Origin of the sequence: Paenibacillus sp. FSL E2-0178, assembly GCF_038593005.1 — a bacterium.
Lineage (GTDB): Bacteria > Bacillota > Bacilli > Paenibacillales > Paenibacillaceae > Paenibacillus_AQ > Paenibacillus_AQ phytohabitans.
Genome location: NZ_CP151953.1, coordinates 1,255,706 through 1,268,086, shown reverse-complemented (window position 1 = coordinate 1,268,086; position 12,381 = coordinate 1,255,706). Strand labels below are relative to the sequence as shown.

Annotated in this window: 13 protein-coding genes; 12 read left to right on the top strand and 1 reads right to left on the bottom strand. The window is 34.2% G+C overall.

Annotated features, from left to right (window positions below):
- The first annotated feature begins 13 nt into the window (after nt 1–13).
- The 8 genes from MHI42_RS05705 (at nt 14) to MHI42_RS05670 (ending at nt 4,650) form a co-directional block, all read left to right on the top strand.
- Nucleotides 14–337 (top strand): hypothetical protein, encoded by a 324-nt coding sequence (locus MHI42_RS05705; protein WP_342423070.1) that lies wholly within the window; start codon nt 14–16, stop codon nt 335–337.
- Nucleotides 334–1,446 (top strand): hypothetical protein, encoded by a 1,113-nt coding sequence (locus tag MHI42_RS05700; protein ID WP_342423069.1) that lies wholly within the window; start codon nt 334–336, stop codon nt 1,444–1,446. Before MHI42_RS05705 ends, MHI42_RS05700 begins: the two co-directional genes overlap by 4 nt.
- 41 nt (nt 1,447–1,487) lie before the next feature.
- Complete coding sequence (locus MHI42_RS05695; protein WP_342423068.1) at nt 1,488–2,141, top strand: sigma-70 family RNA polymerase sigma factor; 654 nt, start codon at nt 1,488–1,490, stop codon at nt 2,139–2,141.
- Nucleotides 2,135–2,869 (top strand): metallophosphoesterase family protein, encoded by a 735-nt coding sequence (locus MHI42_RS05690; protein ID WP_342424688.1) that lies wholly within the window; start codon nt 2,135–2,137, stop codon nt 2,867–2,869. Before MHI42_RS05695 ends, MHI42_RS05690 begins: the two co-directional genes overlap by 7 nt.
- Before the next feature lie 291 nt (nt 2,870–3,160).
- A complete protein-coding gene (locus tag MHI42_RS05685; RefSeq protein ID WP_342423067.1) occupies nt 3,161–3,745 on the top strand; it encodes a hypothetical protein in 585 nt (194 codons plus the stop codon).
- 94 nt (nt 3,746–3,839) lie between these two features.
- Nucleotides 3,840–4,058, top strand: a complete 219-nt coding sequence (locus MHI42_RS05680) for a hypothetical protein (RefSeq protein ID WP_342423066.1) — start codon at nt 3,840–3,842, stop codon at nt 4,056–4,058.
- 25 nt (nt 4,059–4,083) lie between these two features.
- Nucleotides 4,084–4,284 (top strand): hypothetical protein, encoded by a 201-nt coding sequence (locus tag MHI42_RS05675; RefSeq protein WP_342423065.1) that lies wholly within the window; start codon nt 4,084–4,086, stop codon nt 4,282–4,284.
- A 48-nt stretch (nt 4,285–4,332) separates the two neighbouring features.
- Entirely contained in the window at nt 4,333–4,650 is a 318-nt protein-coding gene (locus MHI42_RS05670) for a hypothetical protein (RefSeq protein WP_342423064.1), read from the top strand.
- A gap of 44 nt (nt 4,651–4,694) precedes the next feature.
- Here the strand turns inward: MHI42_RS05670 and MHI42_RS05665 are convergent, their stop codons facing one another.
- A complete protein-coding gene (locus MHI42_RS05665; RefSeq protein ID WP_342423063.1) occupies nt 4,695–5,021 on the bottom strand; it encodes a hypothetical protein in 327 nt (108 codons plus the stop codon).
- Nucleotides 5,022–5,823: 802 nt separating this feature from the next.
- On the opposite strand from MHI42_RS05665, the gene MHI42_RS05660 reads away from it, so the two are divergent.
- The 4 genes from MHI42_RS05660 to dnaE all read left to right on the top strand — a co-directional run bounded on the left by MHI42_RS05660 (nt 5,824) and on the right by dnaE (nt 12,254).
- Nucleotides 5,824–6,954, top strand: coding sequence for a hypothetical protein (locus MHI42_RS05660; RefSeq protein ID WP_342423062.1), 1,131 nt, complete (start codon nt 5,824–5,826; stop codon nt 6,952–6,954).
- A gap of 787 nt (nt 6,955–7,741) precedes the next feature.
- The gene (locus tag MHI42_RS05655; protein WP_342423061.1) at nt 7,742–8,686 is read left to right on the top strand and encodes a ParM/StbA family protein; all 945 of its coding nucleotides are present in this window, start codon (nt 7,742–7,744) and stop codon (nt 8,684–8,686) included.
- Nucleotides 8,677–8,934 carry a hypothetical protein gene (locus MHI42_RS05650; protein ID WP_342423060.1) on the top strand — a complete coding sequence of 86 codons (258 nt, stop codon included), beginning with the start codon at nt 8,677–8,679 and terminating at the stop codon, nt 8,932–8,934. The genes MHI42_RS05655 and MHI42_RS05650 overlap by 10 nt, the downstream gene beginning before the upstream one ends.
- Before the next feature lie 146 nt (nt 8,935–9,080).
- Nucleotides 9,081–12,254: a DNA polymerase III subunit alpha gene (gene dnaE, locus MHI42_RS05645; RefSeq protein ID WP_342424687.1), complete on the top strand. Its 3,174-nt coding sequence runs from the start codon at nt 9,081–9,083 to the stop codon at nt 12,252–12,254.
- Nucleotides 12,255–12,381 lie beyond the last annotated feature (127 nt).

Genomic DNA, 12,381 nt, shown 5'->3' with positions numbered 1-12,381 from the left:
GGGGGCTATTATTATGAAATTAGATAGTTGTGTTGGCTGTGGTAAAGAAAAACCTAAATTTGAATTAAGACCTTATGATAACGAATTACTGTGTAAGTGGTGTAGAAATCAGGAAGCATTGAATAAAGAGTTCAGTATACTTGAAGACAAAACCGAAATTATCACTGATAAAATTGTAGATGCTCAATCAGATCTTCTTTATTGGGAAGAAGGATTAAAATTGGCGAAAACAAAGCTTGAGGAAGCAAAAAATACACAGTTGTTTAATGAGCTGGATATTTTAAACTTTGATTGGAGTCGATGGATTATTGATGAACAAAAGGAGGAAACTCATTGAGCAAATTCGAACTAAGTTTGTCCAAGGAATATGTTCCTGATTGGACAGTTGTGGATGCTGTACGCGAATTATTTCAAAATGCTCTTGATCAACAGACTACAACCAAAGACAATACAATGTTTTTTAACTACGATGAACTAAACGAAACGTTATACATAGGTAACAAATTATCTGTACTTGATGTTAAAACGTTGCTCCTTGGCTCTTCAACTAAAAGAGATGATCCAAATACTATTGGTCAATTTGGCGAAGGTTATAAGATTGCTACACTCGTTTTAACACGGCTGAAAAAGAAAGTAACTTTCTTTAACTATGGAGCAAAGGAGGTTTGGGAGCCTCGATTTGTAAAATCACGCCGATACAATGGAGAAGAGATCCTTACATTTTTCGTAGATAAGAAGTACCCCTGGGCTAAGGTTCCAGACAACAATCTCACAATTGAAATCCAAGGTATCTACCCTCATGATTATGAACAGATTGTGGAATCCAACCTTCATCTGCAAGATGTTGGTAAGGTTATTGAAAGTACATATGGACGAATTCTTGAAGACGAACGATATGAGTCAAAGGTATTTGTAAATGGCCTCTTTGTGTGCGGTTATGAGAAGTATACGCAAGGGTATGACTTCAAGCCTGAATATATAAAGATTGACCGAGACAGAAAATTAGCAGATTCGTTTCAATTGGAATGGTTATCTTCAAAAATGCTGAGTGGGGTGGTCTCTGATAAGACTATTGATTTAATAAGGCAAGGAGCAGCAGATACGACATACATTCAACATAATTGGAGCTACAACACAAGAAAGGAATTGCCTGATAAGACCTTTCAATCATTTATTGATGAACACGGTGATAATGCAATTCCCGTAACAAATCAAGAAGAATTTACAAGGATAAATTCTATCGGCAAATACAACCCGGTCTTCGTTAATGAAACGTATAGTACAGTAATTAAATCAAGCGATGAATATGAGGAGCCAATATACGAACCAGCTCAGAGACAATCGACCAAATCAAAGTTAGAACTGTGGCTGAAGAATCATAAACAGAATCTAACCAAACGGTCAATCGGGAAGCTACAACATATCATTGAAGAAGTGACAGACTAAATTCGATATTCTAAGAAAAAATAAAGAAGGAAGGAAAAATAATGAATTTAAAGCAACTCAAGAGAGATCCGAAATTTAATAATGAGAACGCCATTGCCCTATATCGTAAAACATATGACCATGAGCTAAGAGAAGGTTTTTTCAAGAATAATGCTCCGCTTGTACAGCAACTCGCTAGAAAATGGTTTAATCCAAACTCCTTTCTGTCATATGACGATCTGATCAGTTTTGGTTTTGAAGGACTTTTAAAAGCCTTCAACTCATTTGATCAATCTAAAGGGATTAAATGCATTTCTTTCATTACACTATGCATTGAACGTGAATACATAAAAGCTTTAAGTAAACAAAAATTTAAAGGAAGAAGCAAATATAATATCGTTAGTCTTCAAAGTGAAATGAAAATAGATAAGAATTCAGGAGTTGAACACTATTTAGAAGATATTGTTAGCGATACAATACTGCCATCTTTAGAAGATGAAGTTATTCAATTAGTGTCTGAAGACGAATTTAATAAGATTCTAATAAACAAAATGAATGACAAGCAAAGAATGGTGGCATATAAGTTTTTTGTTGATGGCAAAACTTTTGAAGAAATTGGGCGTGAGGTTGGAATTACACGACAAAGAGCACACCAAATACATAAGAAAAACATCGATTTAATTAAATCAGATTTTAACAAGGAGATGGCATTATAAGAACATTAGTTATTAGTGATATTCACGGTTGCTATGACGAATTCAATGCTCTACTCACTAAAGCCAACTATGATCCACCCAATGATAAGCTCATCCTTTTAGGAGACTATGTAGACAGAGGCCATAAGAGCAAGCAAGTAATCGACCAAGTTATGAACATGATTAACCATGACAATGTTATTGCACTTCGCGGAAACCACGATCAGAGGATGCTGGACGCTATGACTCAGACAGATGCAACTTATGCTGCTCATTGGATTAGAAATGGAGCTATAAGCACGTTAATCAGTTATTGCGGAATGGATCTATTTGAAGAAGGTTTTGATTGGGATAAATTTGATGAGGCGAAGCGATTGATCAAAACTCATTCTTCGGAGCATCTTAATTTCCTAAGTGAGCTGCCTTACTATCACGAAACGGAGACACACATATTCGTTCATGCTGGAGTTGATCCATATAAGCAATCCTGGAAGGAAACGGGCAATGAAGACTTCATATGGATTCGAGAAATGTTTTATAAGCAGCCAAACATGAACACAGATAAGACAGTTATATTTGGACACACTCCAACACTTCACCTACAAGATAGCGCTGGAATTTGGTTTAGTGAAAAGGGAGAAAAGATAGGAGTGGATGGAGCTTGCGCATACGGCAAGCAGCTCAATCTTCTTGAGATTAATGAAGAGGGCTATAAAACACATTCGATAAATAAGGGAGAATCACTATGAAATGGCTAATCTGGTCTATTAGAACATGGTTCTGTAAACACAAATGGGAAACGTGAAGAAAAAATGTTTAGCACATATCACGTAGACTACAAACAGACAACAAGTAGAATGAGGGTTTCGGAAACGTGTAAGCATTGCGGTTGGCATCGTAAATATAACAAGTTTTGATGATATTTAGATGTTGTGAAGAAGAGCAAGAAACAGTAGAACCATATAGAACGTGTTTACTATTTGACTTTCCTAAATTCCAACATATAATAATCCTACCAAACTGGAAGGGGAGTTAAATAAATGAAAAAAAGAATGCTATCGTTAAATGAAATGAATTGGGCTGTCTCAGTAGTCATGAGTGTTTTTCTCTTGTTGTCTTTTGTAAAAGTTGAGTTTTATTTTCTGAGTCTTGCTTCAGTTTTATTGTGGGTGATTAAATACTATTATTTGAGATTTAAGTCACGTAAGTTACCTGGAAAGTCAATCTACAGGTCACGAATGTTAATTGAGATACACATGGGAAACAAAGCAAAGGGAGACTTTGATGTTTTTCTGTCAATGGTTGCTCAATCTGTTTTGTTTGCGCATGATAAAGGTTTAGATTGCGTTTTTTATGCTTATCATTTATCACCAAGAGCAATAAAAAAATATCTGGGCAATGTTGGAGAAATTAAGAAGACTACTGGATTCGAACGTTTTGCTCAGTTAGTTGGTAATAGGTTTTATAAAGATTATCTATCAACAAGGAGCAACAAACCAGTAAATCAATTATCGAGAGTATATATTAAGTGGAATAATATAAGTCCACAGGACATTACTCAGTTAAAAGCATTGGCTCAACTTGAACCCATTGTAGAAAAAGGAACAAAGAAAGATGCCTCATAAAATTCCAAATAAGGGGAGGTGTTAGTCTCCCTCAAAGAATTAATAGGAGAATAGCACATGAAAGATGAATTTCATGATGAAAGGAAGTGATTATATGATTATTAAATTTACTCAAGATGAAGTTCGAGAAATCGTTAAGAAGCACGTAGACACTCTTGGATTTAATTCTGTTGGAGTTAAAATTGTTTATCAAGATAGGAAGGATTACGAGTATTTCGGAGACCCCACACGACAAGATCGCAGGGAAATTAAAGTTAGACACTTTGATTGTATTGAAGTAGAAATTAAACCAGAAGAAATGTCTAAAAGATAGCGGCTGCTTTTATCAGGAGGAGGAAATGATGGACAACAAAAATGAAGTTATTTTTCAATGTAGAAAATGTGAACATAATCTATTTATTGAGGGTATCGATCTGAAATTGATTGATCGAATCTCAAAGATGGAATGTCGAAGCTGTGGAGAAGAGCCAGAAGAGAATTGGATTCTAGTTGGACTGGGAAACTCGGAAGAACAAAAAGATGATTATAATTGGCGATGAAATGTGACTTTCATAAAAAGTTGGAGGGAGAAATGAATAAAGAGCAGTTTGAAAAAGTGTATTGTTCAATATTTACTGAGCAAGACCACAATTATACCTATGCTTTTAAGAGATGGCTTGAATACTATTACGCTACAGAATTGTACGATAGAAGAGTATGCAGTGGATTTAACGAAAATCCCTTTAGGAGTAGAAGAACACGGAGCCATTTGTCGAAATGCAAAACTTCTCCACAACAATGTATTGTCTGACTTGAGAGCAAGAAACATTAAAGAGGATATATGGCGGTCTGCAAGAGATATGGCATTGAGATATTCACACGATGAGATTGAAAGATTGCTTACTGAATTAGCAGATAAAAACTGAATTTTATAAGGGATTAAGATTGACTGCTTAACCCCTCATGTCTGTTAGTTGTCGTTTTCCTGGTTAGAAAAGTAGTCTCTGAGCCTGTCCTTAACTGGTCTAATTAGTTCTGAGGTGGATGACTTAAGATCAAATAATTTTTGAACTTCGGCATTTAATTCTGGATCAGATAATAGGGGGTTAATTAGTTCAATGTTTAAATCTGCTGCAATCTCATTTGCATGCTTCAATATTTTAAAATAGTCTCTTTCAAAGCACACAAAAGATTGCTTACACTCTATCCCAGTGAGTATCTTCATATCTATACCATATGTATCATGCTTTGGTGAATATTTGATTTCTAGACTAAACTCAGTGATATCTTTATACATAATGAAACACATCCTTTCGATTTTATATAGAGATAAGCTTACAAATTATTAGTATTATTAGCAATAATTAAAATCTAATCAATTTTATATTTCGAATAAAACTTTGATTTCATATGAAGAGGTGAATTTATGATTGCTTTAACCAAGACTCAAATCTTAGAAATTGTCAGAGAACAACTGAGTATGCAACTTGGTCAGACACCAACAACAATTAAAACTAATATCAACTGGCTCAGATACGATAAATATGTTTTAGAGTGGACATATCGAAGATCTTGATGATTGCATTTTTAAATATCCTATTCTTGATAACTATGGTCAGATAGTAACTAAGTATATTACCTATCAAAAACTTGGGGGGGTTATTTCGAGGCAGCATCTAGAACTGATAAGGGTTGAATTCAAATTTAAGGTTCAAGATGGTGAGAGATTAAGAAATACATATAATAATAATGAGGTAATGGAATTAATTGATTTCAGCGCAAGGTATTTCATGATGATATAGCTAAATTTAAGAGTGATGAGCTAAGGGAATTAATAGATATGTCTTTGATGATAGGTGATAAAACTTGGTTTGAAGAACTAACAAATACATGCAGAAGCTTTTAAAGACAAAAATAAATATATTTTATTAATAATGACATTGTTATTTATATGTCAAAATAGTGAAATAAATACCTTAATATGGTTAAGATAAAAAAAGAATGGTATAGTTTGGATGTAGGCGCTTACAAATTTAGGAAAGGAGAATTTCTTTTTAAGATATTGGTGTTTCATAATAACACAAAGGAGAATGATAGGAATGAAATTTCGTAAAGGGATATTTCTTGCTGTCTTAACACTGGTGCTTATGATAACTTCATCTGCATATGCAGCCGGAGAGAATGTCCAGGGCATAGAAAACAAAGATCAAAAAAGCGCAGTTAGCATTCAAACTGCACAGATAGTTGGAGAACGTTTTCTTCAAGAATCTGGAATAGAAAATTGGAATCAATCTACTTTAGCATACTCAGAAACCTTTTATGATTTAGATGAAACAGAATCTGCATATTATTTCTTAGTTAACTTTGATAATAAACAAAATGGCTATATTGTTGTATCAGCCATTAAAGAGAGAGGGCCAATACTTCAATTTGGTCTAGGAACTCTCGAATTCGATAAAACGAAAGGTTCAAAAGGATACTTCTTAGGTCTGCAAATTATATATTCGGATAGCGGCAGTGAATTATTATCAAAAAGTGTTAACATTGATAATAAGTCATCAGAGCAAAACTCAGGATTGCGAACTCTCAAAAAGACACCGGAAAGCAGTGTCCCTGTCTGGGATAAATACCTATCTTCTGAAAAGTCAATTACTCCTATGGTCGTTTATCCTACATCAAAAGAACTTGCCTTAACACGTGTTTGGCAAAGAACTCCTGGAGTTAACCACCCAACAACTTCATGTGGCCCTGCTACCGCTGCTATGATCGTAAATTATTATAATTATGTAAGGGGATACTCCTTAAAAGGCTCTTATTATTATTTCGGAGATGCTGCCTTTATTAATCATTTGTACACTGACCTGGGTACGGGGAGTATAGGAACTTCTCTTTCATCTGCGTATACTGGTTTGTTAACTCATTTAAATCATGATTACACTCTTTATTTTAGAGGGATGTCATATAATTCTGGAGTTGGAAACTACGGAGTATATAAAGATGCAATTATGAGTAATAATCCAGTTGCAATTCGATATAATTATTTTGTAAGTAGTGATTCTTACACTAATTATCATTTTGTTGCCGGAAATGGATTCAAAACAGTTTCAGGTGTAGATTACTTTGGCGTCAAAGACCCAGATTATGGCGAAAACTATACTGCTACACAATGGATCAACTGGTTAACGAATGATGACGACTTTGGTATGATTCTAACATTCCCACAAACGTAGTAGTAGCCATCTCCGCTAGATAATAAATACTACTTATATCTTATATTTGTTTAGCGGAGTACCCATTTAAATGGAGGTATACTTATGAAACTGAAGCACTGGGTAACACTAATAGGTCTGATACTTTGTATTCTCTGTGTTTTTGCAGTAGACATTACTACCTTCAAGTACAGAGTAGGACGGGGGATTTCCGGAAATGGAAATCCTGGATTAATAGCATTGTCATTATCGTGGATATTTTTGTCTATAACTCTAACATTCCTCGTATTCATATTTGTGGGCTACATGAAAAGAATATCAAACAAATTAATTAAAATTGTAATTACAACTCTTTCTGTAATTATCCTAATCTCGATGGTTTTTGCAGAATTAAGAGTAATCAATATATTAGAAAAAAATTTAAATGGATTCTCAAGCGAAAGAGACTCCGTTGTTTTTCGTTTTAGTTTGATCAACCAATATACTAATACTTTATTCTATAATTGGCCCATCTTAATTTTTGGGATTTCATTGGCGTTATTTGTTTCTTGTCTTATTGTTTTAATTTGTAATAGGAAAAGTGGTAATTATTGAGTGTTTCTACTTATCTGCTGAGTGTTGATTGGTATGTCATTGATGAGAGTGATAAAGTGTGTTTGAGGAATTATCCAATATATATGATTTAATGTAATGTTTAAATAAACAAAAAATAACTATTCAAATATAAATAAAAGTGCTATAATTGAGTTAGTTAGAGGCTACATATAAGCACAAATAGCCTCATCTATACACTAAGGAGGTTATAGCATTGCTGCCACATTATGAATTAGACTTAGGATTTAGTTGGACAAAGGGAAGGTTTGGGAATAAATCTTATCTGCAGCCATCTATAATAGGCGAGTCAAAACCCATGTTTGAAATGAATGTTAGGCCTGATGATCATGTATTTAACGACAAATTATTTGTTGGAAACTTAGCTTTAAGACATAGCGATATCAAGTACTTTTCAATGCACAATAATAAATCGGAAGCTAAAACAAGTGAAGTAATATTAAAGACTGCCATTGGAAGTCTTGCGAGGTCAAATCCTATTAATCTACTTACGGGATTACCATTAAACTTCTACTTTAAGCAAAGAGATGAATTTGTGCAAACAATCATGAAACTCAACGATGCTCCACAATTTAAAGTTAGAAAAGGTAAGAGTAAAAGTTATGAATCGAAAATAACTATAAATGAATGTAAAATTGTCCCGCAGGGTTATGGAATTGCGATGGATTACATACTAAAAGCAGATGGAAGTATTGAACGACATAAAATAGCCAAATCAAAAGTACTAGTTGTAGATTTAGGTTTTTATACATTGGGATTAATTGGGCTGGATAAAATGGAAATAATGAAAGAATCTTCTGCTCATCTTTTAGGTGTTGATAATGCTTATAAGTTACTACAAACCTATTTGCAATCGCACATCGGAAAATCTCCTGCAAAATATGAATTAGATCCCTATGTTATGTCTGGAGTATATGAAGGGAGAAATATTGGGCATTTAATAAATAGAGCATTCAGAGCATTGGCTCAACAAATTCAAAATGAGATTGAAAGTTTAAATATTACTTTTGATTATTATCTGATTGGTGGTGGAGCAGCTCACTTAATTTATGAATACTTAGATCTTCCAAATAAAATACTGTTTGATCAACTTACTCAGCTAAATGGTTATGGAAAGATAAGTGCTCGCCTATGGAAATAGTAGCTAGAGCAAGGCTGAGGCCAGGAAAAGACAAAGATTTGATTAGAGCTTTTGAGGAGTTACCAGAGCACGAGGATAAAAGTGATGTAGTTAGAAAAGCATTAAGGTTATTGTTCTTTGGTACTCCCATTGAAAAGAATATAGAATTTACATGCCTCGTTGAAGGAGAAGAATCTGACGTTAAAATATTGATTGATGATGATAAATCGCTTGATGACATTTTAGATTCATTTTTAGGTGGAATATAAAAGTAGGCTAAGCCTACTTTATACATATAAGGATGCTCATATTTCGTCTAGGGGGTGGTGAAAAACGTTGATTTTAAAGGGTTTTTTGAGTCGAATTTGCTGATAATATCATTATTTTATCAAATGTTTAGAAAGGGGAATTTTCTATAGATAATTATGTAAAATATCATCTTCATTCTCATCTAAGCAATCCGTCCACATCGATGAGCGTCGATTCGGTTACTAAATTTGAACAATACATAGAAGCAGCAGAACAGGCACAAATGAGAACAATTTGCTTCTCTGAGCATGGTAATATCTTCAACTGGGTAAAAAAGAAACAGGCGCTAGAAAAGAAAAATATGAAATATATCCACGCTAATGAAGTATATCTCACTGAATACATAGATAAAGAAAAGGGCTTAATCCGTGATAATTACCATTACATGTTAATTAGTAAGAACTGGGATGGAGTACAAGAGTTGAACAGACTCACGTCTCTTTCTAATAACCAAGAAGATGGTCATAAATATTACAATCCGCGATTATCGTTCGATGATTTGTTTAACACTTCAGACAATATTATTATGACATCCGCTTGCCTCGCGTCCCCCCTGTGGAGAGCCATCAAGAACGATAACAAACAGATGATGAACAAGTTAATGGATTTCTTTGTAAATAATAAACATAGAATGTTTTTTGAGATTCAATATCATATGCATCCCGAACAAAAGCTATTCAATCAACATCTTTATGATCTATCAAAAACAACAGGTATCCCGCTTATCGCAGCTACAGATACCCACGCCCTAAATCAGTCTCATGCTGAAGCAAGAACAATACTAATGAAGGCTAAAAAGGCAACTTATGGAGACGAAGATGCTTTTGATTTAACATTTAAGACTTATCCAGAAATGGTTAAGATGTTTCAAGATCAAGATTCCGTTCCAAGAAATGTATATCTTGAGGCGATTCATAATACAAATGTGCTTGTAGATATGATTGATGAATTTAAAATAGATGATTCGCCTAAATACCCAAAGTTGCACGATGACTCAGAGAGAGTGTTTAAAGAAAAGATTAATATCGGAGTTGTAGATCGAGGCATAAATAAATTTCCTCCAGAAAAGAAACAGCAATATTTTGAACGAATAAGAGAAGAGTTTGATACATATAAGAAAGTCGGAGCAATAGATTACATGCTTCTACAAAAGGAAGTCGTGGATTGGGCGCATAAAAATGAGATATATCAGGGATATGGTAGAGGATCTGTTAATGGCAGTTTAATAGCATATCTGCTGAAGATTACAGAAATGGACAGTATTAAACATAAATTAAACTTTTTCCGATTCTTAAACCCCGAACGTATCTCACTTGCCGATATCGACCTGGATTGGCCCCCATCAAAGCGGCAAGAAGTTATAGATTATGTATCGACCATTCCAGGTATTCATTTTTCAGAAATCATTACTTTCAATACTGTAGCGCTCAAAGGAGCAATAAGAGAAATTGGTCGAGCATTAGACATGGATTTGTCAACCATAGATCAGATTGCAAAATCAGTTTATAAAAATGAGAAAAAAGAAGATGCGGTTGATTCAAAATACATAGAAATGTATCCAGAATTATTTAAATACGTTGAACTTGTCAAGGGAGTAATAGTAAGTATAGGATCTCACCCATCTGGTTATGTTGTTTCGCCAATCAGTCTTGAAGGGAATATCGGACTTTGCTTCACGAAGGAAAGTAAGTACCCTGTAAGTCAAATTAATATGAAAGAGCTTGACAGTTTAAATTATGTAAAACTAGATATTCTTGGACTGGATAATATTGAAATTATAAATGAAGCCTGTAAACTAACTGGGATCGACAGGCTAGTACCCGATAATATGAATGTTAACGATGAAGATGTGTGGAATTCAATTAGAGAGTCAGGCTTGGGTATATTTCAGTGGGAGAGTGCATCTGCTCAAGCATATTTGAAGGATTTACTTAGCGAAACAACCATAAAAAGAATTAAAGAACAGTACCCTGATTTTAACTATATTGAGTTGTTTTCTATTGGCAATGGTGCTATTCGTCCTTCTGGTGATTCATACAGACAGGCTTTGGCAAATGGCATTTTTAAAGACCATGGACACAAGGCGCTTAACGAATTCTTGAACAACACACTGGGCTATTTAGTCTATCAGGAACAAATTATGAACTTCTTAGTAGAGTTCTGTAATTTTTCTATGGCTGAGAGCGATTCTGTTCGTCGTGGGTTGTCAAAAAAAGAAGGCACTGAAGAATTTTTGCCTGAAATTAGAAAGCGTTTCGTCGATAAATTGAAAAGCGAATACAATGAAACTGAACAATCAGCACTTTCTATTCTCGATCCTTTTCTGCAAGTTATTGACGATGCACAGCGGTATGGTTTTTCAGATAATCACTCCAACCCTTATTCCCATATTGGATATGGAAATGGATATCTTAGATATTATTATCCATTGGCTTTCCTTACTGTCATGTTGAATATCAATAAAGACGACATTGATAAAACGGGACAGATCATAAATTATGCTAAAACAAGAGATATCAAGATCTCTCCGATTAAGTTTGGTAAATCAAATGCGAATTATTCTTATACCGAAGAAGACAGAACTATATATAAAGGTCTTGAATCAATCAAATTCCTTAACGCTAAAATAGCCGAGGAGCTTCTGTTGTTGAGAATAAATACTTATGAGTACTTTATTGATTTATTAGTTGATATCACAGAAAAAACATCAGTAAATACTCGACAACTTGATATCCTTATCAGGCTCAACTTCTTCTCGAAATTTGGAACGTGCGGATTATTACTTGCCATCTATAATGAATTTTCAAGTGGAAAAGTTCAGTATAAAAAGACTTATGTTGAAAAAACAAAACTTAAACGCCTAGAAGAGTTGAGGTCGGCTGAAGAAAGTATCCGATCATTAAATAATTACCTAGAACTACTACCAAATGAAGTCGTAATGTTTGAATCAGAGGTAACGGGATACATAACTACAACTTATCCAAATGTAGAATCAAACTGGTGTGTTGTAACGGACTTGGATACTAAATATAGTCCTAAATTGAAATTGTATCGTCTAAAAACAGGAGAAGAATACAATTTCAAAATGGACAAGAAAACCTTTAATAATAAAGATAAAAAGCTCGTCATTCAGAAAGGCGATATGATTGAGATTACAAGTCACCAAAAGAAGCAGCGTCAAGTGCCTGATGGTGCGGGAGGATTTAAGCCAACAGATCAAACCGATGTTTGGATTACTGGTTACACAAAATACATTCAAAAGGAGTCCGGTAAAAAATGAATGAACAAGAGTAATTCATAAAACTATCTAAGACATCTGTTGAGAAACTACTCGACCGCTCAATCTCAGACAATTATTATAAACTATTACTGACCGAATCTATGCATTATCTCTTAGAAACGAGAGA

Bases quoted from the DNA above. Each gene is read 5' to 3' on its own strand.
- MHI42_RS05705 (WP_342423070.1), top strand. From the start codon at position 14: ATGAAATTAGATAGTTGTGTTGGCTGTGGTAAAGAAAAACCTAAATTT.
- MHI42_RS05695 (WP_342423068.1), top strand. From the start codon at position 1,488: ATGAATTTAAAGCAACTCAAGAGAGATCCGAAATTTAATAATGAGAAC.
- MHI42_RS05685 (WP_342423067.1), top strand. From the start codon at position 3,161: ATGAAAAAAAGAATGCTATCGTTAAATGAAATGAATTGGGCTGTCTCA.
- MHI42_RS05680 (WP_342423066.1), top strand. From the start codon at position 3,840: ATGATTATTAAATTTACTCAAGATGAAGTTCGAGAAATCGTTAAGAAG.
- MHI42_RS05675 (WP_342423065.1), top strand. From the start codon at position 4,084: ATGATGGACAACAAAAATGAAGTTATTTTTCAATGTAGAAAATGTGAA.
- MHI42_RS05665 (WP_342423063.1), bottom strand. From the start codon at position 5,021: ATGTATAAAGATATCACTGAGTTTAGTCTAGAAATCAAATATTCACCA.
- MHI42_RS05660 (WP_342423062.1), top strand. From the start codon at position 5,824: ATGAAATTTCGTAAAGGGATATTTCTTGCTGTCTTAACACTGGTGCTT.
- MHI42_RS05650 (WP_342423060.1), top strand. From the start codon at position 8,677: ATGGAAATAGTAGCTAGAGCAAGGCTGAGGCCAGGAAAAGACAAAGAT.